Origin of the sequence: Gluconobacter sp. OJB, from assembly GCF_039638275.1 — a bacterium.
Lineage (GTDB): Bacteria > Pseudomonadota > Alphaproteobacteria > Acetobacterales > Acetobacteraceae > Gluconobacter > Gluconobacter cerevisiae.
This window is the reverse complement of sequence record NZ_JBDIWH010000001.1, coordinates 392274-418093: the sequence shown is the minus strand read 5'-3', so window position 1 is coordinate 418093 and position 25820 is coordinate 392274. Positions and strand designations below refer to the sequence as shown.

The window sequence follows — 25820 nt, the reverse complement described above, 5'->3', positions numbered from 1 at the left end:
CCGAAACGTTTTTCCTGTCAAAGCATGCCCGAAGATATTTTCAGTATTCTTTTTGCTGGCCGGGAAGGGGAACGGATGTCGGCTTTCCGGGAGAGCCGGCATAGGTCAGCAAAAGAACAGTCTGTCCGTCGCCCGTTACGCCACGATGGACATCATTGACCGACTCCGCAAAAGCTTCACCCTGATGAAACGTCCGCTTTTTGCCGCTCTGCCGATCCTCGATCGTGAGCGTTCCTTCCAGCACATAACCCGCATTCGGATATGGATGAACATGCCACGGAAGGGCAGAATGCGCAGGAATGGTCAGCTTAATCATGCTGAGCATCGGTCGCGTCGTCGGATAATGATCGTAGGGCGTGCCATTCCAGGAGTGATCATCCGCAAGGAGATGCTCGGCATGTCCGCTGGCCGTCGGAGCCGGGGCGGTTTGGGCAAGGGCGATCTGGGCAGAAGCGAGAGGGGCGACCAGCACTGCGGCAAGAAAGGTGGGGTTTTTCAAAGAGAGAAGGCGCATGACGGAAGACTCCTTTTCAGGTGTTGCCTTTTGGCATCATATTAACACAGGGCCGTCCTTTCGGTTCAGGTCGTCTTTGTCTCACAGGGATTTGGGGCTAGAACCCTGATCTTCTGAAACGAGACAGGGGACAGACATGGTTTTCAGCAGGATGCGCGCTTCTTCAGGTCTTCCCTGCGCGCAGGCCGATCTGGATCATGTCGAAAGGATCGTTACCGCTTCGGGAACGTCCTTTGCCCGTGGAATGCGTATCCTTCCGGCGGACCGCCGTCAGGCGATGTTCGCGGTCTATGCATTCTGCCGCCAGGTGGACGACATAGCCGATGGCGATGCAGGCGTTGCAGACCCGATGGCTGCCCTTGAAGACTGGCATCGTCGCGTCGATGGCCTCTATGAAGGGATCGCGACGGATGCGCTCGACCGGGTTCTGATCGTGGCCATCCATCGTTACCAGCTTCAGCCTCAGGACTTCCACGACGTTATTGACGGCATGGCCATGGATTGTGGAGCACCGATCGTGGCACCGGACGAGGCGACGCTGGATCTGTACTGCGATCGTGTGGCGTCTGCTGTCGGACGCCTGTCGGTATGTGTATTCGGAGATTCGTCCGACAACGCCCGGCGCGTTGCCTATCATCTGGGACGTGCGCTTCAGCTTACCAATATCCTGCGTGATATCGCCGAAGATGCAGGCCGCGACCGGCTTTATCTTCCATCTGAGCTCCTGACCCGCTTTGACGTTCCGAAAAATCCACAGGAAGCGCTCTACGCTCACGGTCTGGATCAGGTGGGGCGCATCCTCGCCCAGCGTGCACGGGACCATTTCCGGGAAGCGCGGAAGGCCATGCAATTGTGCGACAGCACCGCGATGCGCCCGGCACGCATGATGGCCGCATCTTACGCGCCCATCCTGTCAGCCTTGCAAAAGCGTGGCTGGAAAACGCCCGATATCGCCCCGAAAGTCTCCAAACCTTTGAGACAGCTTCGTACTCTCGCAGCGTATGTGAAGTAACCCATGAGCCACGTCCACATCATCGGTGGTGGTCTGGCAGGCCTCTCCGCCGCAATCGAACTGGCGGCACAGGCGCGCGTCACCGTTTACGAGTCAGGCCCGGCCTGCGGCGGTCGGGCACGTTCCTTTCACGACCGCTCTCTCGACGCCCGGATCGATAACGGTAACCACCTGATCCTGTCCTCGAACGATCTGACCTTCCGCTATCTGGACATTATCGGCGCGCGTCACACCCTGACCGGACCGGGATTACCGATCTTCCCCTATTACGATCTGGAAGACAGCCTCGCCTGGACGCTGCGCCTGTCGAAGGGAAAACTCCCTTTCTGGGCGCTTCCGGGCGGACGGCGCGTTCCGGGCATGAAACTGTCCGAACTGGCCTCTCTCGGACGTTTCCTGCGCGCAGGGGACAGAACGACCGTTGAAAGCTGCCTCAGCTCCGGCCAGCTGAGCCGCAGACTGCTGATTCCGTTCGCCATCTCAGCTCTCAATACAGACATCCATACAGGGAGCGCCAAACTCCTTGGCAACGTGATCCGCAAGTCTCTTGCCAAAGGAGGCATGGCCTGCTGCCCGTGGTTTCCGGCCGTCGGTCTGTCCGAAACCCTGATCGATCCGGCCGTCGCCTATCTCAAACGCTTTCATGGCGACGTGCGCACAGGCGTCCGCGTGAGTGCCATCGAACAGCAAAACGGCCGCGCCACGGCACTGGAAACCGGGGAAGGGCGGGTTGAACTCGGCCCGGAGGATCAAGTCATCATGGCCGTTCCGGGACCAGTGGCGCAGTCCCTGCTGCCGGGGCTGATGGCTCCTGATGCCTTTGAAAGCATTGCCAACGCGCATTTCCGTCTCCCTGCAAAAGTTCAGGCCCGAGGCGTTGTGGCGCAGGCCGGTTTCGTAGGACTGGTCGGGGGCATTTCGGAATGGATCTTCCTCAAAGGGGATATCCTGTCCGTGACCGTCAGTGCAGCCAACCGCTACGCGGATCGCAGTAACAGCGAACTTCTGGCTACAATCTGGTCAGAAATCAGACGTGCTCTTGATCCTGTTCTGTTTCAGCCGCTGCCAGTCGCCATGCCCCCCTCGCGCCTGGTGTGGGAAAAGAGGGCGACATTTGCTGCGACGCCCGAGCAGAACCTCCTGCGCCCGGGCGCCAGAACGGATCTTGTCAATCTGGCACTGGCCGGAGACTGGACGGAAACCGGCTTGCCCTCCACGATCGAAGGATCCATCCAGTCCGGGCTTCAGGCCGTCGCAGCTCTGGGTTTCCGGTCCGCCGTAGAGAACACGGAATCGTGATGAGCGATCATCCTGTCATGATTGTAACACAGCTCCCGCCTTTGAGGACTGCCTGCGTCGGAAGAGCCGAACAATGCTGATCTATTCTGATATTCTGGAAAAGGAGGGTCGCGTGAGCGAAACCTTGTCCCGTCAATCGGTTGAACCCGATGAGATCAACCACGCCATCGAGGGCGCACAGGACGCGCTGGGCGGGAAACAGAAATCAGACGGTCACTGGGTTTACGAACTCGAAGCAGATGCAACGATCCCCGCCGAATATGTCCTGCTCGAACATTACCTTGATCGGATCGACCCGCAAAAACAGGCCAAGATCGGCATCTATCTGCGTCGGATTCAGGGCGATCATGGCGGATGGCCGCTTTATCATGACGGCGGTTTCGACCTCTCGGCGACCGTAAAGGCCTATTTCGCCCTCAAGGCGATCGGGGATGATATTAACGCGCCCCACATGCGCATTGCCCGTGAAGCCATTCTCGATCACGGCGGGGCCGCACGGACCAACGTGTTCACCCGCATCCAGCTTGCCCTGTTCGGGGAAGTCCCCTGGAATGCAACGCCTGTCATGCCGGTTGAGCTGATGCTCCTGCCACGCAAGGCGTTCTTCTCGGTCTGGAACATGTCTTACTGGTCGCGGGCCGTGATCGCCCCGCTTCTGGTTCTCAACGCGCTCCGGCCCAAAGCCATCAATCCGCACGGCATCCATGTGCAGGAATTGTTCGTCAAGCCGCCTTCCGAAGTGACGGACTGGATCCGTGGTCCATACCGTTCAGTATGGGGGCGCTTTTTCAAGCATCTTGATTCCGCCCTGCGCCCCGTCCTGCCGCTCATTCCGCAGAGCGTGCACAAAAAGGCCCTGAAGGCCGCCAGTGATTTCATCGAACCGCGTCTGAGCCGGGGAGGGTTGGGCGCCATTTATCCCGCGATGGCGAATGTCGTGATGATGTATCGCGCACAGGGCATTCCCGATAGCGACCCACGCGCCAAGACGGCATGGGACGCGATTCAGGATCTGTTGGTAGATCATGGCGATGAAATCTATTGCCAGCCCTGCGTCTCGCCCGTCTGGGATACCGGCCTGTCCGGCCTTGCGATGATCGAAGCCGCTTCCGGGCCTGTCGGCACCAAATACGAGGAGACGCTCGCCTCTCTGAAAAAGAGCGCTGAGTGGCTTCGGGAGCGCCAGATCCTGAACGTCAAGGGCGACTGGGCTATCAATACGCCAGACCTCCGGCCCGGCGGCTGGGCGTTCCAGTACGAGAACGACTACTATCCGGACGTTGATGATACCGCCGTCGTCGGTATGCTGCTGCACCGTGTCGATCCTGAAGGCAGCCGCGAAGCCATCGCGCGTGCGCGGGAATGGATCATCGGCATGCAGAGCACCAATGGCGGCTGGGGCGCGTTCGATATCGACAACGATCTCGAACTGCTCAACCATATTCCGTTCTCGGATCACGGCGCGCTTCTGGACCCGCCGACGGCTGACGTCTCGGCCCGCTGCATTTCCTTTCTGGCCCAGCTTGGCGATCCGGACGACCGTCCTATCATTCTCAAGGCACTGGAGTATCTGCGCTCCGAGCAGGAGCCGGAAGGCTGCTGGTTCGGCCGGTGGGGCACGAACTACATCTATGGGACTTGGTCTGTCCTGTGCGCGCTGAACATCGCTGGTGTGCCACATGACGATCCGATGGTTCTGCGCGCTGTGAACTGGCTGGAAAGCGTCCAGCGTCCTGATGGCGGCTGGGGTGAAGACTGCGCAACCTATGAAGGGGGCACAGCAGGGATGTACAACAAGAGTCTGCCCTCCCAGACAGCCTGGGCTGTTCTGGCCCTTATGGCCGTGGGACGCCGCGACAGCGACGCCGTCAAGCGCGGTGTTGCGTATCTCGTCACCCAGCAGAACGACAAGGGGGAGTGGCAGGAAGACGCCTATAATGCCGTTGGTTTCCCGAAGGTCTTTTATCTCCGCTACCACGGCTACAAGCAGTTCTTCCCGCTGACCGCACTGGCCCGCTACCGCAACCTCGGCGCCAGCAACAGTGGCAAGGTGGAGTACGGGTTCTGATGCTGGGTATTCTCGCCGGTCTGAAACAGGAAGCCCGTCTGATCCGGCGCTTTCTGCCGGATTCTCCTTTGGCCCTGAGCAATGCCACACCTGAAGGTGCACGGCAGGGCGTGGAGCGTCTGCTTCACGCGGGAGCGACGGAACTCCTGTCTTTCGGCTGTGCGGGAAGTCTTTCGCCGGAAGCGCCTCCCGGCACTGTCATCGTGGCCGATCACGTGCATCATGAGAACCGGAATATTCCCTGCGATCCCGCTCTGAGCCAAATGTTCGGCTTTGCATTCGCGCGCCGGGGCGGCATTCTACATAGCGATGCACTGGTTGAATTTGCCTCTGAAAAATCACGGTATTTTTCTGAAACGCACTGTCTTGCAGTAGATATGGAAAGCGGCATTGTGGCGCAGAGCGGCATTCCGTTTGCTGTTCTCCGGGTCGTCTGTGACGATGCCACACAGGATCTTCCTCCTGCGGTGAAGACCAGCGTGAAGAACGGCGCGATTTATATTCCCGGACTCATCGGCTCGCTTGTCCGGCACCCGTTGCAGATCAGTAGTTTGATCCGCCTCGGCAAAGAAGCCGCTCTCGCGCAGCGCGCGATGGCATCATTCCTTCAGGCCAATCCGCCGCAGACCTGAAAATACCTTTGCACCGGCGAAAGCCGCCGTAACTCCTGCAGGAACGAGCCAGGGAAAAGCAATGGCATGTCCTTCGATTCTGACGAAGGACATAAGAGCCAGCGCGCCAACAGCCGAGATAAAGCCGGAAATTGCGGCCTTCTCATCCCGAGAACGGCCGATCATGGCCAACAGGAATACCCCAAGCGTCGCACCGTAGCTGTAGGATGCGATGGAAAGTCCAAAAACGACCGCCGATCCATTCGGGCGAGAAAACAGCACTGCGGTCAATACAAGAAGAATGGCCCATATCACTGTCAGGCCTCGCAGGGAAAATTTTGCACGCGACAGGAAGTCGGCTTTGGTCGCCGCCGCCATGGCATTCATCGCACTGGACAAAGATCCCATAGTCGCGGCCAGAATACCCGCAACTAGCAGGCCGCTCAGAACAGGAGGCAGCGTCAGGATAAACTGCGGAAACAGAGTATCGGGTCGCGTGCCCTGACCTGGCATGAGATCGCGCAGCGCAATCCCGATGCATGACAGCAGAGCGAACAGCAGCCCTACGATAAAGACACTGCCGATCATTGCAGCCCGAGCACCGTTGAGTGTCTTGGCGGCAAGACAGCGTTGAAGCATCAACTGGTCTGTTCCATGCGACGCCAGAGCCAGAATGGCTCCCCCGATCACAGCACCAGCCATTGAGAACGGATCTGTAAGAGGCGGCATCCCATGGCTGAAGACAGGGGCCCAGTGGAAGGGGGGCACGCCTGCTCGAGACCAGATCACGGCCAGACAGGCAACACTTCCACCCAGATAAAGCCCCAGTTGCAGGCTGTCAGACCAGACAACTGCCCTCAATCCACCTGCAACGGTATAAGCCAGCGTCAACAGAACGATCAGAACCAGCAACAACAAGTCAGGCACGACATAGCCCATACTGGCAAAGAGCATCGATACGGGGATCATCCCGGCATAGAGCCGAACCCCCTCGGCAACGAGGCGGGTTATAAGGAATGTTCCGGAAAGAAGCTTCTGAAGTTTCGTGCCAAATCTCTGGCCGATATAGCGGTAAATCGACGTCGCACCGCGTTCGTGCAAAGGCAGGAACCAGAGTGCAACAGCAATACGCCCAACGAGATAACCGGCAGCCAAGCCAACGAAAACATACCCTTTAAGATAGGCAACCCCCGGCACGCTCACGATTGTCAGAGTGGATGTTTCGGTCGCGACGAGGGAAAGACAAATCGCCCAGGGAGGAAGATCTTTGCGCGGCTGACGGGCCAGCATGATCGAAATGACAGGCAGCAGGCAGAGATACAGAAGAATAACGAGCAGGCTTGCAGTCATAGAAAATTATTGCTTTTTCGAAATATTGTTCCTGTAAGAAAAGGGAGGCATTTGCCTCCCTTTTTCTCCTTCTTAATTTCGAGCGTCAGGAAGGATCAGTCAAACGTTCGGGACGAAAACCCGTTGCCACGACGTACAGCTCGCTTGATTCCTTGCGCGACGCCGGAGGCTTGACATGCCTGACGCTCGCAAATGCGGTTTTCATCGTCGCCAGCATATCCTTTTCCGAACCGCCTTGAAAAACCTTGGCGATGAAGCTGCCACCTTCGGCGAGAACCTGAAACGCAAAGTCCAGCGCACCCTCTGCAAGACCCATGATCCGCATATGGTCGGTTGCGGCGTGGCCTGTCGTATTGGGCGCCATATCAGACATGACCAGATCGGCAGGACCGCCCAGCATCTCTTTCAGACGATCGGGCATCTCGGGATCCGTAAAATCTCCCTCAATAATCTCTGCGCCGGCAACGGGATCAACCGGAAGCAGATCAAGTCCCACAACATGCTTGGCACCACGCTTGACCGCAACCTGTGTCCAGCCGCCGGGAGCAGCGCCCAGATCAATGATGCGGGTGCCTTCTTCAATGAGCTTGAAGCGGTCGTCGATCTCAATCAGCTTGAAAGCCGCACGAGACCGCCAGCCCTGCTTGCGGGCCGCCGCAACATAGGGATCGTTGAGCTGACGGTTGAGCCAGCGCTGCTGGGCCGTCGTCCGGCCACGGGCAGTTTTGAGCGAAACCGTCTTGTTTCGGGCCGTTTTTGACGTTGCGGAATCACGTGTTGCGTCGTTTTCACCGGGATTGGAGGCGCTTTTCAGGGCCTTACCCGGAATACGCTTCGGTCCCGTGTCCTTACTGGAACCGGAGCGGGATCTTGGCGGCTTCATATCGTGGCATATGTCCCGAATGGGCCCCTTGGACGGGGCGTGGCGTGGCGATTGGTCGTATGACGCCCCTTGCCGGAACGTTGACCATGATCGCGGGCCATACGCAGCAACATCCCATCGCGCAACCCCCGGTCTGCAATCGTGACGTCCCCAACTGGCCATAAACGATGGATCGCTTCGAAGATGGCACACCCCGGCAAGACGAACTTCGTGCGCTCAGCGCCTACGCAGGGATGGCCCGCCAGTTCGTCATGGTTGAGGCGCCGCAGACTTCCAATGGCATCCACCATGCTGGAACCCGGAAGCGTCAGCCCATCAATCGCCGCACGGTTATAACGGGGCAGGGAGAGCGCTACTCCGGCCAGCGTAGTCACAGTTCCAGACGTCCCGATCAGACGCGTCTTTCCGTGCGTTACCTCCCGCCGGATACGGTGCACATTCTCAAACCCTTGCAGGTAATCCTGAACATGGCCGACCATCGTCTCATAAGAAGGGCCATGGCCTTCACCGAACATTTCCTGAAGCGTAATCACGCCCACAGGAACACTGGTGGTACCAATCAGCGTCTGGGTCTGCCGCTCGGGATCAATCCGGACCCACGCAACCTCGGTTGATCCGCCGCCGATATCAAAAAGAACACCCCGATCTGCACGCACAGGCTTGTGCTCAGGCTGACGGAAAAGAGGGGAACAGCTTTCAAGAGCAAGTTCCGCTTCCTCACGGGCTGTAATGATATCAATCGTAAGGCCTGTCTCGTGTTGAACACGCGCCAGAAACTCGCGACCATTTGCGGCCTGACGACAGGCTTCCGTCGCAACAGCACGAACATGCACGAGCGGCCATTGCTTCATACGCTCTGCACAGACGCGCAGGGCGTCGAGCGCGCGCTTCATGGAATCTTCAGCAAGCCGCCCGCTGGCACGCAGCCCTTCACCAAGCCGGACAGAGCGGTTGAAACTGTCCACAACACGAAAACCGGTCGGCGTTCCCGCAGCAATCATGAGGCGGCAGTTGTTGGTACCAAGATCAATGGCACCAAAGAACGGACCCGTACGTCTTGCAGACGCATGAACAGGCATCGGGCCTGACAGGTTATGATCCGTTCCGTACCTCATCATGTGTTTCGGCTCCCGCTTGCCCGTGATCTGGGACCTTGGATAAGCAGCATGGGGCGTGGGGGACCCTGCTCGCAAGAAAAATATGTGTTTTTTCAAAAAAATGTCCCGATCGCTCTTGCGCCCCACGGGGTCGGTTGATAAACACCCTCTCACCGCTTGGGAGATAGTTTAGCGGTAGAACTACCGGCTCTGACCCGGTCAGCCCTGGTTCGAATCCAGGTCTCCCAGCCAAGAAATCCTCAGAAAATACCGCAAAAAAGAGACTTCCCCTCGGGGGGTAAAGTGCTCTATGAGGACCCGCCAACGGCCGGTCGGCCTTCTGGCCTCCGGTTCACACACATCGCGTCTTAAACGACGCATGACGTAACGGGGGCACGCGGCTCATGACTTCATCTTCCCACGCAACAAATCTGAATGAGCGCATCCGCGAGGCGCTGGCTTTCGACGACGTTCTCGTCGAGCCGGCAGAATCGTCGGTCCTTCCAGCCCAGACCTCTACGCGCACACGTCTGACGCGTTCCATCGAGCTGAATATTCCCCTGATGTCCTCTGCGATGGACACCGTGACTGAAGACGGCATGGCCATCGCCATGGCGCAGCAGGGCGGCATGGGCGTCATTCATAAAAACCTGTCGATTGAAGAACAGGCCGAGCAGGTCCGTCGCGTCAAGCGCTTCGAATCAGGCATGGTCGTCAATCCCGTTACGGTCGGTCCGAACCAGACGCTGGCGGAAGTTCAGGCCATCATGGCGCGTCACGGCGTTTCGGGCCTTCCGGTTATTGAAGAGGGTAGTGGCGTTCTGGTCGGCATCCTGACCAACCGCGACATGCGCTTCACTACAGATCCGAACACGCGCGTCCGTGACCTGATGACGCATGAAAACCTCGTGACCGTCCTCAACGGCGCAGCACCGGACGAGGCCCGCACGCTTCTGCACCGTCACCGTATCGAAAAGCTTCTGGTCGTTGACGAAGCACAGCGCTGCATCGGCCTAATCACCGTCAAGGACATGGACAAGGCCATTGCCCATCCGCTAGCCATCAAGGACTCGCAGGGACGCCTGCGCTGCGCCGCAGCCGTAGGCGTCGGCGAAGATGGCTTCCGTCGCGCCGCCGCGCTCGCTGAAGCCGGTGTGGATGTAATCGTCGTGGATACGGCTCACGGCCACTCACACGGCGTTCTGAGCGCAGTTGAAACCCTCAAGAGCCGTCACGGCGGGTTGCAGGTAATCGCGGGCAACGTTGCCACCCCGCAGGCTGCCCGCGCCCTGATCGCTGCCGGTGCCGACTGCGTGAAGATCGGTATCGGACCCGGCTCCATCTGCACAACGCGCGTCGTGGCCGGTGTGGGCGTTCCGCAGTTCTCGGCTGTGATGGAAACAGCCGCAGCCTGTCATGAACTGGACATCCCGGCCATTGCAGATGGTGGCGTTCGGACGTCCGGCGATATCGTGAAGGCTCTGGGTGCAGGTGCTGACGTGGTCATGGTTGGCTCACTTCTGGCGGGTACCGACGAGAGCCCGGGCGAGACGTTCCTGTATCAGGGCCGCTCGTATAAAGCCTATCGCGGCATGGGATCGCTGGGTGCCATGGCCCGCGGTTCCGCAGACCGGTATTTTCAGGCGGAAGTTCGCGATACGCTCAAGCTAGTCCCGGAAGGCATTGAAGGCCAGGTTCCCTACAAGGGAGGCATGTCCGCCGTCATTCACCAGCTCGTCGGTGGTCTGAAAGCAGGTATGGGTTACACGGGATCGGCTACCATCGCCGATCTTCAGGTCCGCACCATGTTCCGTCGCATCACGAATGCAGGTCTGCGTGAAAGCCATGTGCATGACGTGACGATCACTCGCGAAGCCCCGAACTACCGTCGGGACTGAACGTCCCTGCATCAAAGCCTCTCGCATTGAGGGGCTAAACGGGCTACGGGGGCGCTATGACCCCCGCAGCCCGTCTCTCAGGCGCCATCGATCTGCTCTGTGCGATCCAGAATGCGCCCCGCCGTCCCGCCGACGCCACAGCCAACGCTTTTTTCCGCGAACGCCGTTATATTGGTGGCGGAGACCGTCGGGCCATTTCCACGATCGTCTGGGATGTCCTGCGTGGCTGGAGACGGCTGCAATGGAATCTCAGGGATATTTCCGGCGACATCTCCCCACGGCTTATCTGTGCGGCTTCTTTGCTCCTTGGCGGAGAGACGATGGATAATGTCCGTCGGCTTTTTTCAGGGGAACGCTATGCGCAGAAGCCTCTGACGTCCCGTGAGGATGTGGCACTCAAGGGGTTGGAAGGAAAAGAACTTTCCACCCAGAAGCAGCCGCTGGCCGTGCGACTTGAATACCCGGACTGGCTGGACAGCGCGCTTCGGGAAACGTTCGGCAACCGGCTTCCAGACGAAATGGAAGCAATGCTGGGCACGCCGACGCTCGATCTTCGGGTGAACCTGCTCAAGGGAAGCCGGGAGCAGGCCGCACGGGAACTTCGTCGCGAATCGCTGCCGGCAGAGATGACGAAACTGTCTCCGTGGGGACTGCGCCTTGATGGGCGCCAGCCTGTCACCGCGACGCAGGCCTTCAAAGACGGTCTGGTAGAAATTCAGGACGAAGGCAGCCAGCTTGTGGTCGCTGCCGCCGATGCGCGTGGTGAGCACCGGGTTCTGGATTATTGCGCAGGAGCAGGCGGCAAGACGCTGGCACTGGCGATGACCATGGAAAACCGTGGGCATATCGTCGCCTGTGATGTGCATGAGAAGCGTCTGGATGGGGCGGTCAAGCGATTGCGTCGTGCAGGTGTCCACAACGTGGAACGGCATCTGCTGGTGTCCGGAGACAAATGGGCGAAGCGTCGGGCGGGCAGTTTTGATCGCGTGCTGGTTGATGCGCCCTGCTCGGGAACGGGGACATGGCGGCGCAACCCGGATGCACGCCTGCGCCTGACACCCGAAGACATTCAGGAACTCGTCATCAAACAGGCGCAGATCCTTGATCGTGCGGCATCTTTGGTGAAGCCGGGTGGACGCATGATCTATGCGACATGCTCGCTTCTGGCCTGTGAGAACGGCCAGCAGATCGATGCCTTCCTCAAGCGTCGCGATGACTTCAGACGCCTGCCGAAAGAACAGATGTCCGAACTTCTGCCCGCCGAGTCGCGGAGCAAGGCGCAGTTCTCTCTGACACCGTTGCGGGACGGCACGGACGGATTCTTTGCCTGTGTTCTGGAGCGCGTCGTAACGGAAGCGAAGACACAAGAAGAAGAGGTGGACGCTACTGTGCTGATGGCAGAAGATCCTTTCACATAACAAGCGCATCCACATATCCTTCCGAAGGGTGATCGAAGGCGCCTGGCAGCGTTCCGATCACCCGGAAGCCCAGTGATTTCCATAGGTCTATGGCGCGCAGATTGGTGCTGACGACGAAATTGAACTGCATGGCGCGAAAGCCGAATTTCGTCGCCTCAGCAAGCGCTTCCTCGGCCATCGCCCGTCCTGCACCAAAGCCGGATCGCGCAACGAATCCTGCATTGGCGATATGACTTCCACCGCCTTTCTGGTTTGCCTGAAGATAGAATGTCCCGACGATCTCATGATCGCGGGTCTGAGCGACATAAACGCGGTGCTCGGCATCCATCCAGTAGGCGAGCACCTGCCGCCGTCCCCAATGTCGGGGAAGAGCATATGTATCGCCCTTGCGCAGCACAGGTGACAGCAGGCGCCAGATTCCTTCCCGATCCAAAGACTGGGCAGGACGAATCAGAAGATCGCTTCCGCTTCGGGCTGGAGAGGATGGCATAAAAAGGCATTCTTCCGTGTTTTAGGTGCGGGAGGGGATCTGAGGTATAATACTGCTTCTTATCCATCATGCGGAGCCCGCGCCGAACATCCATGCAGTATGACATTCTTATCGGCATTGCCTCGACCTTCGGAGCGGGAATGCTGGCCCAGTGGGTCGCCTGGCGCTTCCGGCTTCCGGCCATTGTCCTTCTCTTCTCGCTGGGTCTGATTTTCGGACCGGGTCTGGGTATTCTTCATCCTTCCGAGACGATGGGGTGGATGTTCCGGCCACTGGTGTCGCTGCTGGTGGCGCTCGTAGTGTTCGAAGGCGGCATGGCGCTGGATTTCCGTCAGCTGCGCGAGGCCGGAGAGGGCGTCGCGCGTCTGACGATGCTCGCACTGCCCATCAACTGGGTTCTGGGCTCTCTGGCAGCGCATTATGTGGCTCATCTGGAATGGGGCACCTCCATGCTCTTCGGGGCGATCATCGTCGTGACGGGCCCCACTGTCGTGCTGCCACTTCTGCGGAGTGCCAAGCTTCAGCCACGCGTTGCAGCGTTCCTGCGATGGGAAGCCATCGTCAACGATCCGCTGGGCGCCATTCTGGCCGCGGTCGTGCTTCAGCTTATGCTGCTTCGCGCGGATATTCATGCAGGTGTCTTTTTCACCCATACACTACCCGATCTTCTGGGAGCGATTGCCGTCGCGCTCTCTGCAGGAATTCTACCAGCCTATCTGATTCGCTACCTGTTCACACGCGATCTGATGCCGGAAATTCTCAAGACACCCATGCTGATTTCAATGGCACTGGTCGTTTTCTCATTGTGCAACCTTGAAATGGGCGGCGCGGGACTGATGGCGGTCACGATCTTTGGCATGGCGCTGGCGAACCTTCATATTCCCGGCTTGACAGAACTCCGGCGCATGAAGGAATCGCTGGTCGTTCTGGTCGTCTCGGTTCTGTTCATCATGCTGACCGCCGATCTGCACCGGGATGTTCTGGCGCAACTTTCAATTCCAATTTTCGCATTGACGGTTGTGGTGCTGTTTGTCGTGCGTCCTCTGGGCATTTTTCTTTCAACTCTCGGCACGAGCATGCCGTGGAAGGAAAAGCTGTTTGTTGGATGGATTGCGCCTCGCGGTATCGTCGCAGCCGCTGTTGCGGGTGAGGCTGGCGTCAGTCTCAAGGAAGCAGGTTATCAGTCTGCCGATCTGATCATGCCCGCGGTATTTGCGGTCATTGCTGTCACGATGATCCTGCACGGTTTTTCGCTTCGACCGATTGCGCGGCGCCTCAAACTGACCCTTTCCAACGATCCAGCCATTGCAATCGTGGGATCCAGTGGATGGTCCATTAACCTTGCGTCGTGCCTGCGCAAAACGGGTGTGCCGGTGCTGCTGGTGGATAATCGATCCAGCGCGCTTCTGCCGGCAACCCGACAGGATATTCCAGTACTTCGCGCAGAGCTTCTGTCGCAGCATGGGCAGGAATCCTTGGAAGAACGGCCTGCCGACTATCTGATCGCAACAACAGCGGATGGCATTTATAACGGTATGGTCTGTGGGCATCTCGCGCCGACCATGGGACGACAGCGTGTCTATCAGATCAGCCCCGGCGTGGCGCGGCTCGATTTCTATCATGGCCTGTCACGCGATGCCCGTGGCAAGGTTCTGGGAGAACCGGCCTGGAATTACACGCTTTTCGATACACTCTTTGAACAGGGTTGGCGGTTTAGCGCGGTGGAAGCCACAGAAGAAAGCGCTCCGACATTCGGAACTGATGAAAACAGGCTCGATATTCTCGTTGTGCGGCGAGATGGCGGTATCCTGATCCGTTCAGCCGAAGACAACGATAAATCCATTCCCCAGCCGGGAGATTATATGGTTTCGATGGTACCACCATCGGGAGAATAATGATTGCGCCAATAGCAACGTAGGCACAGATACGATACCGGGAATTAGAGCACCAAAAATACAGCACGTATAATTTAGAGAAATAAATTTTATTATTTTACTGAAATTTCCTATTTTTCTCTTCCCGTTCCAGTCTGATGGCACTATTTCACAAAAAACGGAGAATTTTCATGAGCGTACAGACTTGCGTTTGTTATTGCACTGATCGATCGTATCTTTTCCCAACTCTTGTCAGTGCACTTCAGGCGCGCGCTCACGCTACACCAGATATCGCAGATATCATTATCGTATGCTTTGATGTGGATGCAGCGACCATTTCCATTGCGACATCGATCTGCGATAAGAATAATATCATTCTCTTCTCGAGATCCGGTTCCGACATAGACGGTGCGCCTGCAATGCTCGGAAGACTGTATCTCGATGAAATCCTGCCTGAAAATTACAAAAATATCCTTTATGTCGATGGCGACACACAGGTTAAATCGTCACTGAACGAATTTCTGTCCTGCCCACCGCCTGAAGGGCGCTTTTTCGCTTCGGCAGATCCCATGGTTTTTCTGCTTGACGACAATTCGAAAGCAGGAGAATTCGTTCGGAATCATTTCCTGGGTATTGGCCTGAATCCTGAGCAATCCAGACAATATTTCAATACAGGCGTTCTTTATTTCAATCGCTCAGCCTGGGCTGTTATAGCGGAGCAGGCGCGAACAATTATCCGGTCCCAGAACACGATGTCCAGATTTCCGGACCAGGATATTCTCAATATTGTCGGCATTGAGCGTGCTCTGCCTATGTCGTTATCGTGGAACTTTCCTGTCTTTCTGTTCAATGCCAGACTGGAAAACACTATTCAGCCAAAAATTGTCCATTACATGTCCCAGCCGAAGCCATGGGAAGGGACTTTTCGGCCCTGGAAGACAGGTGATTATGAACCATACCCGGCATTTGTCACCGCTTATCCCGAAATTGCCGGACTATGGAAAAGAGGGTCGCTTCTGCGGACAGTTCGGTATTTCGCGCAACAACATTACAAATGCTTCTGCGAGACGCGCAGATGGGGCCGCGGCGCATTGCATACCCAAATTCTTAGCTACGAAGCTAAATGCCGCGACGCGGAGAAAACCGAGCAGTTGTCAGTCTGAGACCGTCCATAGCTTTCGTTTCATGAAGGCTTTTCTACCGTGATATGCGACAAACCGGCCTCAAGAAGCGCACGGAGGCTTTTTTCCTCCAAGGCAATACAGCCCTCCGTGTAACCACTGGCAGGCGGCAAATGCAGGAAAATAGCCGACCCACATCCCGACTCGGCTGGCGTATCATTCCACCCCAGCACAATACAGAGATCGTAAACATGATCGTCACGCCACAGCTTTTCGCATGAAGCGGGGTGAGGGAGCGTTACGGCCTGATTATAGTCGGAATGGGCAGGATCATCGCACCAGCCATCATTGGGGGCGATAGGTTCGACGATGAGTCCTGCTGCACAGATCGGACGCGATGTGCGGTCTGCACGGTAGAGGGCCCGCCGGAGCGGCAGTTCCCCGACGGGAGTACGAAGGTCTCCCTCCGTTTTGTCAAGAGACAGACCGCGCAGTCCAATCAGGGCCGGAATGATTTCCCCCTGAAAGTGAAGAAAAGCGCGGTCTCCAGCGGTTTTCAAAATAGCTTTAGCCATAATGCTGTTTCCTTTTCCGGCTGTACTTGCCATAGTCTGATGCGAAAGCATGCTGCTTTCTTCCCGTTTACCGGGAATGGTAAGTCCGGATGTGCAAGTTACGAACACCGATCTTTGCGGATGTGACGTTTCTTCCGTCGCGAAAGAACGAGACAGGTTATTATGGCAGGTCCACGCCCCATCCTGGTTGTTGACGATGATGATACGCTCCGTCGTCTTCTGGCAGAGCAGCTTCAGCACGGCGGCGAACTGGAAGCGGTTGAGGCGACGTCCGTTGCCGCAGCCCGCGAACTTCTCGCCAAACCTGGTGCCCGTTATGACGCCATGCTGCTGGACATTACCCTTCCCGATGGCGACGGGCGCGATTTCTGTGCGGAACTGCGGCGCGCTGGCGTTCGCATGCCGATCATCATCCTGACCGGCTCCGACGACGAACACGACGTGGTGCGCGGCCTTGATGCAGGCGCCAACGACTACGTTGCCAAGCCCTTCAGAATTGGTGAACTTCTGGCTCGTCTGCGTGCCCAGTTGCGGATTTTCGAGAACAGCGAAGACGCCGTATTCGAAATCGGTCCCTATGCGTTCCGTCCCTCTGCCAAGCTTCTGGTCGAGACTGCCCGCAACCGCCGGATCCGTCTGACGGAGAAGGAAGCGGCGATCCTGAAATATCTCTATCGTGCAGGTCAGCGTCCGGTGGCGCGTCAGGTTCTTCTGAATGAAGTCTGGGGCTATAACGCCGCCGTCACCACCCATACGCTTGAGACACACATCTATCGTCTGCGTCAGAAAATCGAGCCCGATCCGACACGCACGTCGCTTCTGATTACGGAAGGCGGCGGATATCGTCTTGATCCTGAAGGACGTGGCGTTATTGGCTCCGATAGCCTGTCAGCCTGAAGGCTGACAGGAACGGGTGAGGGGTCAGGCTGGATCGAAGTCCAGCACGACCGGGACGTGATCGGAAGGGCTCTCCCAGTCCCGCACGTCCTGCAAAACCCTGATATCCCGTAGGCCCGGCATAAGATCCGGCGTCATCCAGACATGATCCAATCGTCGCCCGCGGTTGGATTTTCTCCAGTCTTTGTTGCGGTATGACCACCATGTGTAGAGCTTTTCAGGCTCTGGTGTGTTCTTCCGCATGGCATCCTGAAATCCCGTCGCCATCCATGCCTTTAGGCGTTCGATTTCAGGCGGTGTGTGGCTGACGATTTTCAGAAGCTGTTTGTGGCTCCAGACGTCATGCTCCAGCGGCGCGATATTGAGATCACCGACCAGAATGCTGCGGGCAGGAGGCGTACTAGTAAACCAGCTTGTGGCTTCATCCACAAAAGCGAGTTTGTGGGCGAATTTTTCGTTTTCCACCGGGTCGGGAATATCGCCACCTGCCGGCACATAAAAATCATGTAGCAGGATCGGACCGGCTGGTGTCGCAATGCTGGCTGCCACATGCCGACAATCAGAGCGGGTGCACCAGTCGGGCGTACCAGCCACACTTTGCAGCGGGTGTCGCGACAGGATCGCCACACCATTATAGCTCTTCATGCCTTTATAAACCTGATGGGGCAGGCCCATTTCAGCCAGAGCCTGAGCGGGGAAAAGCGGATCGGGGACTTTCGTTTCCTGTAGGCAGACGATGTCCGGGGCTTCCTGTTCGACGATCTGCTTCAGCAGAGGCAGTCTGAGTCGAAGGGAATTGATGTTCCAGGTGATGAGACGCATGTCGACTGGATCGACCGGATCTGGGGTTTTGACAAGCTCCCTCTTGCACACAAAGCCTTCCCGTCCGATCTAGAACGAACCATGACTGATCTGCACAACACGCTCCTGACGCTTGATTCCCATATCGATATTCCCTGGCCGGACCAGCAGGACGCTTGGACGGAAGATACGCCGAGGCAGGTGAATGTCCCCAAGACCCGCAAGGGTGGCCTGAAAGCCGTGTGCCTTGCGGCCTATATTCCGCAGGGTTCGCGTGATGAGGCGGGACATGCTGAAGCCTGGGAGCGGGTTCAGGACATGCTGGACGTGATTTCCGGGATCGAAGGACGTCAGGGCGATTACAGCGCACGCGTCTGTCGGACGGCTGCGGATGTGCGTGCGGCCTATGAAGCAGGCGACCTTGCCGTTATTCCGGCGATCGAAAACGGCCATGGGCTGGGCGGTCAGCCAGAGCGTATCGCGGAACTCGCCCGTCGCTATGGTGTGCGCTACATGACGCTGACCCATAACGGGCATAATGCGCTCGCGGATGCGGCCATTCCGCGCAAGGATCTGGCGGATAGCGAAACGCTTCACGGCGGCCTGTCAGATCTCGGGCGTGAGACAATCGCACACATGAACCGCTCCGGCGTTCTGGTGGACGTCTCACATGCCGCAAAATCGACCATGATGCAGGCCAGTGAAGTCTCCACCACGCCGGTTTTCGCAAGTCACTCCTGTGCCCGCGCCCTGTGCGATCACCCGCGCAATCTGGACGATGAACAGCTTGATCGACTGAAAGAAACTGGCGGCCTGATCCAGGTGACGGCTATGGGATCATTCCTGAAGAAAGGCGGCGGCGGGACGGTCGAAGATCTGGTGCGCCACGTTTCGTATATTGCGAACCGGATCGGTGTCGAACATGTGGGCATATCCTCAGACTTCGATGGCGGCGGCGGCATTCCGGGCTGGAAAGATGCAACCGAAACCGCGAATGTGACGCATGCCCTTCAGGTGGCCGGTTTCAGTGATGCGGACATTTCTGCCATCTGGGGTGGCAATATGCTGCGCCTTCTGGAGACTGCTGAAACAGCCGCGACAGCACTCTGAAACCAGCATTGAAAACCCGCTTCGACAGACCGAAAAAGAACAGAACATGATCACGGTGGACAAAACAGGAGCCGCTTCGTCCACCATGGCCTGTTGAAGCACCCGCAAGTCTCCTGTCGATCCTTTCCAGCCTTCCAAAAATGGTTATTGGAAAGCAGAGGGAAAGCAAGAAGCTAGCATTTTCAATAGCTTACAAAATATGATTAAAAATTAGGCAATCTGATGGCAGGTCTGGCAAACCGTGGCTTTCATGATTCTGTCACAGACCAGCCCACAGACTTTTCCACAGGTTCAGTGGATGACTGAAGAAGCCCAATGACCGACCTTCCTCCCCAGAACTCCGACCGGCCCGACGACCATGACGAACCTTCTGTTTCTTCAGAAAAAAGGCAGGGCGTGGAGGCTATCCGCGAAGCCCTGAAGACAATTCCCTACAGCCCTGGCGTGTATCGCATGCTGAGTGCGAAAGGGGAGGTGCTGTATGTCGGCAAGGCGCTGAGCCTGAAAAAACGCGTCTCATCCTACACCCGCATCAACCAACTCCCGGAGCGACTGCGGCGTATGGTGTCGATGACAGTTTCAATGGAAATCGTCATCACGAAAACAGAAGCGGACGCCCTGCTTCTGGAAGCGAACTACATCAAGCGCATGAAGCCGCGCTTCAATATCCTGCTACGCGACGACAAGAGTTATCCGTGGCTGATGCTGACTGAAAGCCATGAATTTCCACAGATCACCAAGCAACGCGGCAAACCCGTAAAAGGCGCGACCTATTGGGGCCCGTTTGCAAATGCCTGGGCCGTCAACCAGACGCTCAATCTGGTGCAGCGCAGCTTTCTGCTCCGGTCCTGTTCGGATGCCGTGCTGAAAAGCAGGACGCGGCCCTGCCTGCTATACCAGATCAAGCGCTGCTCAGCACCCTGTGTGGACCGCATCTCCAAGCCTGATTATGCGAAACTAGTTAACGAGGCCCGGCAGTTTCTTTCGGGACACAGTACGGACCTGCAACAGAGTCTGGCCGCCGAGATGGAGCAGGCCTCGCAGGACATGGATTACGAGCGGGCCGCGTCGATCCGGGACAGGATCCGAGGCTTCGCCAGCATTCAGGGCTCCAGCACCGTCAATCCGGCATCGATCAATGACGCGGATATCATGACGATCTGGCAGGAAGCCGGTCAGAGCTGCATTCAGGTATTCTTCATCAGAGGCAGTCGCAATAACGGCAACCGGGCATTCTACCCGGCTCATGCCGAGGAAGAGACCGCAGCGGATGTGCTGTCGGCGTTCATGATCCAGTTCTACGACAACAAACCGCCTCCGCCCACAATTCTGGTGAACTGCGAGATTCCTGAACTGAATCTGGTCGAAGAAGCACTAAGCATCCGGCGTGGACAGAAAGTCGAAATTCTCAGACCACAACGGGGGGAGAAAAAGGACGTCGTCGAGCACGCTGCCCTGAACGCGCGGGAGGCACTGGAACGCAAGCTGGCCGAAAATACCGGGCAGCGCAAACTGCTTGAAGGGGTGGCGGAAGTCTTCGGCCTTCCGGAAACGCCACAGCGCATCGAAACCTACGACAACTCTCACATCATGGGGCAGGCACCTTATGGCGTAATGGTCGTCGGCGGCCCTGAAGGTTTCAACAAACGCGCTTACCGCAAATACGGAATCAAGGGTCCGGTCGCGCCGGGAGATGATTTCGGCATGATGCGCGAAGTCATGGAACGCCGGTTCGGGAAGCGACCAGAAAACGGAGAGCGGCCGGAGGACTGGCCGGATCTGCTTCTCATCGACGGCGGTCTTGGGCAGTTCAATGCCGTGCGGAAGGTGCTGACCGATAGGGGCGTCACCGGAATTCCGATCGTCGCCATCGCCAAAGGGCCGGACCGGGATGCAGGTCGGGAATGGTTTTTCACGGAGACGAAACCGCCTTTCCAACTCCCCCCGCGAGACCCGGTTCTCTATTATCTGCAAAGGCTGCGTGACGAGGCGCACAGATTCGCGATCACGACACATCGGGCAGGGCGTTCCAAAGGACTCCGCAGTTCCGAACTGGACAATGTGCCGGGAATCGGAGCCGCACGCAAAAAAGCCCTGCTCAATCATTTTGGCTCGGCAAAGTCAGTCAGGCAGGCGAGTCTGGAGGAACTGGAAAGCGCACCCGGCATCAGTTCGAGCACGGCAACTGCCATATACGGGCATTTTCATCCGGAATGGGTCCAGAAAGCCTCAGCCGGTCATGGCGCTCCCTGAGAGCCAATCCGCAATTTACACGAAAAATACATCTTTCTCGGACACATTGGCGCATACCGGTATGAAGGAAACTGTTCTAGACTGACCGTGATGCTGACAGATCTGCCAAACATCCTGACACTGCTGCGTATCGCGTCCATTCCCGTACTGGTCGCGCTGCTCTCCGTGCATTCACCGACCGCAAATGTGATCGCCTGCGTGGTCTATACGGCGGCATGTATCACGGACTATCTGGACGGCGCACTGGCCCGCCGCTGGCAGCAGCTTTCCGAGCTGGGCCGGATGATGGATCCGATCGCTGATAAACTGCTCGTCGGGTCGCTCTTGCTGGCTCTTGCCGGGCTGACGCAACTGCCGGTCTATTCGCTTTATGCAGCGATCATCATCATGATCCGCGAAATTCTGGTCAGCGGTCTGCGGGAATACATGGCGTCCCAGCGCGAAACGCTTCCTTCGACGCGACTGGCGAAATGGAAAACCGGCATCCAGATGGTAGCGATCGGTTTTCTGATCGGTGGGGATGGAGCCGCAGGAATGCTGGGACTCTCCTTTCTGCCGGCAACGCTGATTGGCGGGATCCTCCTCTGGTTCTCGGTTATTCCGACAGTCATCAGTGGGTGGGGTTATCTCACCGCAGGGCTCACCCGCATCATGGCGGGACAATCCCGCAAATCGTCCAAAATCAGTTTCTGACGTCATCATGCGAAAGAATTGTAGCCTTCTTTGACTGTCTTCATCTGGCGTTCCGTTACAAGGACCGCTAAAGGTCATGGATTGACCTTGTGGGAGTAAGAAATGCGGAAGACCGCTCTGCTGGCACTACCTCTCGCTCTGAGCGGCTGTTCAGGCATGGGCAAGTATATCCGCGACACGATGGTCTGGACGGCTCTCGATAATCCGAATGGCCCTCACGGAGACAGCGAGAATATTCACCGTGCACGCGGTGAAAAATATTCCGAAACTCCCATTATTCCTGAAGGTGGCAATATCTGGCCCGGAGCTCCACAACCGCTCCCCACCCTCAAAGACGTCGAGAACCCCAACAGCACCTTCAGTCACGCTCTAGGTGATCCAGCCACATATTTTGGTGGTGCTACACTCGACGAAAATTTCATGGGTGGGATTGCAAGCAAAGGCGCTCTGGGAGCATCTGGACAGCAGCTCATGCAAGGACAAAGCATGACCGTTGGTGAAGGCTCCGACACGCATCAGGGTGTCAGCCGGGACCATACCCACCTTCTTCCGACGCTTCCTTCGTCAGTCCCTGATAGTGCCGCTCATTTCCTGAACAAGAATCCGAGCAAGGCCATCATTATTCCAAACGGCGATGGCACAAGCACGGTCATTGGCGCTGACGGAAGCGTGAAAGTCATACGCGGGACGTCGCTACCTGCTCAATAAGGCGTCTCCTACGCAGCAGAACCGTCAATATTGACGGAAAAGCGCAATCAGACGTCCCTGAATATGAACCCGTTCTGACGGAAAGATACGCGTTTCATATTCGCGGTTCGCGGCTTCCAGCGCAATCATCGAACCACGACGACGCAGCTTCTTGAGCGTCACTTCCTGTTCGTCGATCAGCGCAACAATAATCTGACCGTTCTCGGCTGTTTCACGCCGCCGGATAATTGCGATATCTCCATCCAGAATTCCGGCCTCGATCATCGAATCACCCGCTACGGTCAGGGCGTAATGCTCCCCGGTACCGAGAAGGGATACAGGTACTTCGATCCTGTCGCTATCGTCCTGCATGGCTTCAATCGGCAGACCCGCTGCGATACGACCATAAAGAGGAATGCTGATGGTCTGACGATCATTGGCGACACTGGCTTCGGAGAATGTACCCTCAAGGTCAGTTTGACCCTGGCTCAGAACGGCAGGGACAAACGATGTCTCCGGAGCTGTTGTCGCGGCGATGGGGGCTTCCGTGCCCATATGGGGCAGACGCAGCACTTCGAGCGCTCGTGCGCGATGATGGTGACGGCGGAGAAAGCCGCGCTCTTCCAAAGCGGAGATCAGGCGATGAATGCCCGATTTGGAGCGCAGTTCGAGAGCATCTTTCATCTCATCGAAAGAGGGCGAATATCCCGTCCGGCGAAGATGATCGTCAATATACAGCAAAAGCTGGTGCTGCTTGCGGGTCAGCATACAGGCGCTCCCATGCGCCTCGGCGGAGGCAGGTCAGAACAGGACACAGAATGACGGGCATCCTGCATTTGTTCCTTATAGGTTCCTGCCTGTTGCCCTACAAGCGAAAGAGGGTCTCTTACAGGCGTGCCCGAAAGATTTTCTAAAGCCCGATCCCCTTGAAAGCATAGGAAAACCGCTAAATCGTGCGCAAAGGCCTTGACCTCCCGGCCACAAATCAGCATGGTGCGTCAAATCTAGAGATCAACATGCTGCATCGACACCTTCGAGCGGCATAAGTTATGGCGAAAGCCCGAGGGTATCATGGGAAAGAGCAACGTTATTCAGATCCGGCTCGTTTCGTCAGCTGAAACCGGCTACTTCTACGTCACGAAGAAGAATGCCCGTTCTGCTACGGGAAAGATGGAAGTGCGCAAGTACGACCCGGTCGCACGCAAGCACGTCGTGTTCCGCGAAGCCAAGATCAAGTAAGACTGTTTTCGACAGTCTTCATAAAAAAAGCGGCCTTCGGGCCGCTTTTTTTATGCCTTGAAGGCTGATAATTTTAGCTTCGGCTCAAAATAGCTTGTCATGCGGCGCGTAGGGGACAACCAGATCGCCACTGCGCGTCAGATTCATCGTAGCGCGTGCCCGCTCATCCAGCATGTCAGCATCCAGCGCTTTTTCCTTCAGAGCAACCACGCGACGTCTCCAGACATTCTGTTCGTCTGCAGCATCCTGCCTGGCCTGAACGGCGTCTTTCTCAAGCTGGGTCTGTTCCTGATAGGCATGAATACCATGCGCCCCATGAAGCGCATTCCATCCAAAATAAGCTGTGAGGGACAGGAAGAAAGCCGGAGGAGCTACGGCGCGGACACCACGTTTGATAAGTCGGATCAGTGTCACGTCGTGAAAACTCCGTTCTGAGAGACTGTATCAGTCTATATCAGTCATTTGTGACCAGACAATGAATGATACGGATATCAATCGCATTCAGGCACAAAAAAGCGGCCCCACCCCGGAAAGGAATGAGGCCGCTGATCAGTCTCAGGAGTTTCTGAGAATGTTGCGGCCGGCATAACGGGCCGCACTGCCGAGTTGCTGCTCGATACGAATGAGCTGGTTGTATTTGGCCGTGCGGTCAGAGCGGGAGAGGGAACCCGTCTTGATCTGACCACAGTTCGTGGCAACCGCCAGATCAGCAATAACGGAATCTTCCGTCTCACCAGAACGATGGCTCATGACGCAGGCGTAACCGGCCTTGTGAGCGGTTTCCACGGCTTCCAGTGTCTCAGTCAGCGTGCCGATCTGGTTGACCTTCACGAGCAGTGCATTGCCGGTCCCAGCCTTGATGCCACGACGCAGACGCTCGGGATTGGTGACGAACAGATCGTCTCCGACAAGCTGCAGCTTCTTGCCCAGACGGGTCGTCAACTCTGCCCAGCCTTCCCAATCATCTTCCGCCAGACCGTCTTCGATCGATACGATCGGATAGCGGTTGGCCAGATCTTCAAGGTAGGAAATCATGCCCGAAGCATCAAATTCCTTGCCTTCACCCTTCAGATTGTAACGCCCGTCCGCATAGAACTCGGTCGCGGCGCAGTCGAGCGCGAAAGTTACGTCTTCGCCCAATCGGTAACCAGCCGCTTCAACAGATTTTGCAATAAAACCAAGAGCTTCGTCAGCAGACTTCAGGTTCGGCGCGAAGCCGCCTTCATCGCCGACATTGGTGTTATAACCGGCCTCGGACAAGCCTTTCTTCAGGCGTGCAAAAATTTCAGAACCCATACGAATGGCATCCGCAATCGTCGGGGCGCCGACCGGCTGGATCATGAATTCCTGAATGTCGATCGGATTGTCTGCATGCTCGCCACCATTGACGATGTTCATCATCGGCACAGGCAGAAGATGGGAGTAGGCGCCCCCGACATAGCGATACAGCGGAAGCTCCAGTTCCTCGGCAGTCGCCTTGGCAACGGCCAGCGAGACGCCGAGAATGGCGTTGGCGCCCAGACGGGACTTATTGGGTGTTCCGTCCAGATCGATCATCGCGTTGTCGATAGCGATCTGATCTTCCGATTCGGCTCCCTGGAGCACTTCAAGGATGTCGTTCTCGACATGACTACAGGCTTTCAGGACGCCCTTGCCGCCATAGCGGGACTTGTCGCCATCACGCAGTTCCACGGCCTCATGCGCGCCTGTGGAAGCACCGGACGGGACGGCTGCACGGCCGCGGGCACCGGAGGACAGTTCGACTTCGACTTCGACAGTGGGATTGCCGCGGCTGTCCAGGATTTCGCGGGCGATGATATCAACGATGGCGCTCAATGGAAGCTCTCCTGGGATGCGTGAACCGGGTTGGCTCGTGACCGTTCTGAATGGAACAGCTATTTCAAGTCTCAAAATCACGCCGTGAGGTCAA

The 25820-nt window shown here is 57.2% G+C and carries 24 protein-coding genes and 1 tRNA gene; 15 read left to right on the top strand and 10 right to left on the bottom strand.

Going from position 1 to position 25820, the window contains the following annotated elements:
• Positions 1-40 precede the first annotated feature (40 nt).
• Entirely contained in the window at positions 41-514 is a 474-nt protein-coding gene (locus tag ABDK74_RS01950; protein ID WP_346002483.1) for a cupin domain-containing protein, read from the bottom strand.
• Between the two features lie 136 nt (positions 515-650).
• Here ABDK74_RS01950 and hpnD point away from each other — a divergent pair, with 136 nt between their 5' ends.
• The 4 genes from hpnD to ABDK74_RS01930 all read left to right on the top strand — a co-directional run bounded on the left by hpnD (position 651) and on the right by ABDK74_RS01930 (position 5525).
• Positions 651-1526, top strand: coding sequence for a presqualene diphosphate synthase HpnD (gene hpnD, locus ABDK74_RS01945; protein ID WP_346002482.1), 876 nt, complete (start codon positions 651-653; stop codon positions 1524-1526).
• A gap of 3 nt (positions 1527-1529) precedes the next feature.
• On the top strand, positions 1530-2825 hold the full coding sequence (gene hpnE, locus ABDK74_RS01940; RefSeq protein ID WP_346002481.1) for a hydroxysqualene dehydroxylase HpnE: 1296 nt from the start codon (positions 1530-1532) through the stop codon (positions 2823-2825).
• Between the two features lie 73 nt (positions 2826-2898).
• Complete coding sequence (shc, locus tag ABDK74_RS01935; protein ID WP_346002480.1) at positions 2899-4893, top strand: squalene--hopene cyclase; 1995 nt, start codon at positions 2899-2901, stop codon at positions 4891-4893.
• Positions 4893-5525 carry a hypothetical protein gene (locus ABDK74_RS01930; RefSeq protein ID WP_346002479.1) on the top strand — a complete coding sequence of 211 codons (633 nt, stop codon included), beginning with the start codon at positions 4893-4895 and terminating at the stop codon, positions 5523-5525. The genes shc and ABDK74_RS01930 overlap by 1 nt, the downstream gene beginning before the upstream one ends.
• On the opposite strand, the gene ABDK74_RS01925 is transcribed toward ABDK74_RS01930, so the two are convergent.
• The 3 genes from ABDK74_RS01925 to ABDK74_RS01915 all read right to left on the bottom strand — a co-directional run bounded on the left by ABDK74_RS01925 (position 5493) and on the right by ABDK74_RS01915 (position 8855).
• Positions 5493-6854, bottom strand: coding sequence for a sodium:solute symporter family transporter (locus ABDK74_RS01925; RefSeq protein WP_346002478.1), 1362 nt, complete (start codon positions 6852-6854; stop codon positions 5493-5495). The two genes, ABDK74_RS01930 and ABDK74_RS01925, sit on opposite strands and share 33 nt — an antisense overlap.
• 85 nt (positions 6855-6939) lie before the next feature.
• Positions 6940-7737, bottom strand: a complete 798-nt coding sequence (locus tag ABDK74_RS01920) for an RlmE family RNA methyltransferase (protein WP_194255909.1) — start codon at positions 7735-7737, stop codon at positions 6940-6942.
• Positions 7734-8855, bottom strand: coding sequence for a Ppx/GppA phosphatase family protein (locus tag ABDK74_RS01915; protein WP_346002477.1), 1122 nt, complete (start codon positions 8853-8855; stop codon positions 7734-7736). Before ABDK74_RS01915 ends, ABDK74_RS01920 begins: the two co-directional genes overlap by 4 nt.
• Positions 8856-9012: 157 nt before the next feature.
• Here ABDK74_RS01915 and ABDK74_RS01910 point away from each other — a divergent pair.
• The 3 genes from ABDK74_RS01910 to ABDK74_RS01900 all read left to right on the top strand — a co-directional run bounded on the left by ABDK74_RS01910 (position 9013) and on the right by ABDK74_RS01900 (position 12150).
• Positions 9013-9086 (top strand) — tRNA-Gln (locus ABDK74_RS01910).
• A gap of 152 nt (positions 9087-9238) precedes the next feature.
• A complete protein-coding gene (guaB, locus tag ABDK74_RS01905; RefSeq protein WP_346002476.1) occupies positions 9239-10732 on the top strand; it encodes an IMP dehydrogenase in 1494 nt (497 codons plus the stop codon).
• 56 nt (positions 10733-10788) lie between these two features.
• Positions 10789-12150 (top strand): RsmB/NOP family class I SAM-dependent RNA methyltransferase, encoded by a 1362-nt coding sequence (locus ABDK74_RS01900; RefSeq protein ID WP_346002475.1) that lies wholly within the window; start codon positions 10789-10791, stop codon positions 12148-12150.
• Here ABDK74_RS01900 and ABDK74_RS01895 read toward each other — a convergent pair.
• The gene (locus ABDK74_RS01895) at positions 12143-12640 is read right to left on the bottom strand and encodes a GNAT family N-acetyltransferase (RefSeq protein ID WP_346002474.1); all 498 of its coding nucleotides are present in this window, start codon (positions 12638-12640) and stop codon (positions 12143-12145) included. The two genes, ABDK74_RS01900 and ABDK74_RS01895, sit on opposite strands and share 8 nt — an antisense overlap.
• A 92-nt stretch (positions 12641-12732) precedes the next feature.
• Between ABDK74_RS01895 and ABDK74_RS01890 the strand changes: the two genes are divergently transcribed.
• Positions 12733-14535, top strand: coding sequence for a sodium:proton antiporter (locus ABDK74_RS01890; RefSeq protein ID WP_346002473.1), 1803 nt, complete (start codon positions 12733-12735; stop codon positions 14533-14535).
• Between the two features lie 170 nt (positions 14536-14705).
• The gene (locus ABDK74_RS01885) at positions 14706-15677 is read left to right on the top strand and encodes a glycosyltransferase (RefSeq protein WP_346002472.1); all 972 of its coding nucleotides are present in this window, start codon (positions 14706-14708) and stop codon (positions 15675-15677) included.
• 20 nt (positions 15678-15697) lie between these two features.
• Here the strand turns inward: ABDK74_RS01885 and ABDK74_RS01880 are convergent, their stop codons facing one another.
• Positions 15698-16210: a L,D-transpeptidase family protein gene (locus ABDK74_RS01880; RefSeq protein WP_346002471.1), complete on the bottom strand. Its 513-nt coding sequence runs from the start codon at positions 16208-16210 to the stop codon at positions 15698-15700.
• Positions 16211-16372: 162 nt separating this feature from the next.
• Between ABDK74_RS01880 and ABDK74_RS01875 the strand changes: the two genes are divergently transcribed.
• The gene (locus ABDK74_RS01875) at positions 16373-17107 is read left to right on the top strand and encodes a response regulator transcription factor (RefSeq protein WP_194255901.1); all 735 of its coding nucleotides are present in this window, start codon (positions 16373-16375) and stop codon (positions 17105-17107) included.
• A 24-nt stretch (positions 17108-17131) separates the two neighbouring features.
• Here ABDK74_RS01875 and xth read toward each other — a convergent pair whose 3' ends face one another.
• Complete coding sequence (gene xth, locus ABDK74_RS01870; protein WP_346004135.1) at positions 17132-17929, bottom strand: exodeoxyribonuclease III; 798 nt, start codon at positions 17927-17929, stop codon at positions 17132-17134.
• Positions 17930-18010: 81 nt separating this feature from the next.
• Between xth and ABDK74_RS01865 the strand changes: the two genes are divergently transcribed.
• The 4 genes from ABDK74_RS01865 (at position 18011) to ABDK74_RS01850 (ending at position 22672) form a co-directional block, all read left to right on the top strand.
• A complete protein-coding gene (locus tag ABDK74_RS01865) occupies positions 18011-19018 on the top strand; it encodes a dipeptidase (protein ID WP_346002470.1) in 1008 nt (335 codons plus the stop codon).
• Between the two features lie 315 nt (positions 19019-19333).
• Positions 19334-21271: an excinuclease ABC subunit UvrC gene (gene uvrC / locus ABDK74_RS01860; protein ID WP_346002469.1), complete on the top strand. Its 1938-nt coding sequence runs from the start codon at positions 19334-19336 to the stop codon at positions 21269-21271.
• 90 nt (positions 21272-21361) lie between these two features.
• On the top strand, positions 21362-21964 hold the full coding sequence (gene pgsA / locus ABDK74_RS01855) for a CDP-diacylglycerol--glycerol-3-phosphate 3-phosphatidyltransferase (RefSeq protein ID WP_346004134.1): 603 nt from the start codon (positions 21362-21364) through the stop codon (positions 21962-21964).
• A gap of 102 nt (positions 21965-22066) precedes the next feature.
• The gene (locus ABDK74_RS01850; protein ID WP_194255898.1) at positions 22067-22672 is read left to right on the top strand and encodes a hypothetical protein; all 606 of its coding nucleotides are present in this window, start codon (positions 22067-22069) and stop codon (positions 22670-22672) included.
• Positions 22673-22696: 24 nt separating this feature from the next.
• Here the strand turns inward: ABDK74_RS01850 and lexA are convergent, their stop codons facing one another.
• The gene (gene lexA, locus ABDK74_RS01845; protein WP_346002468.1) at positions 22697-23419 is read right to left on the bottom strand and encodes a transcriptional repressor LexA; all 723 of its coding nucleotides are present in this window, start codon (positions 23417-23419) and stop codon (positions 22697-22699) included.
• 303 nt (positions 23420-23722) lie between these two features.
• Here lexA and rpmG point away from each other — a divergent pair, with 303 nt between their 5' ends.
• Positions 23723-23890 carry a 50S ribosomal protein L33 gene (gene rpmG, locus ABDK74_RS01840; protein ID WP_011253780.1) on the top strand — a complete coding sequence of 56 codons (168 nt, stop codon included), beginning with the start codon at positions 23723-23725 and terminating at the stop codon, positions 23888-23890.
• Positions 23891-23974: 84 nt separating this feature from the next.
• On the opposite strand, the gene ABDK74_RS01835 is transcribed toward rpmG, so the two are convergent.
• Entirely contained in the window at positions 23975-24304 is a 330-nt protein-coding gene (locus ABDK74_RS01835; RefSeq protein WP_194255896.1) for a septum formation initiator family protein, read from the bottom strand.
• Positions 24305-24445: 141 nt separating this feature from the next.
• The gene (gene eno / locus ABDK74_RS01830) at positions 24446-25726 is read right to left on the bottom strand and encodes a phosphopyruvate hydratase (protein ID WP_194255895.1); all 1281 of its coding nucleotides are present in this window, start codon (positions 25724-25726) and stop codon (positions 24446-24448) included.
• Positions 25727-25820: the final 94 nt, after the last annotated feature.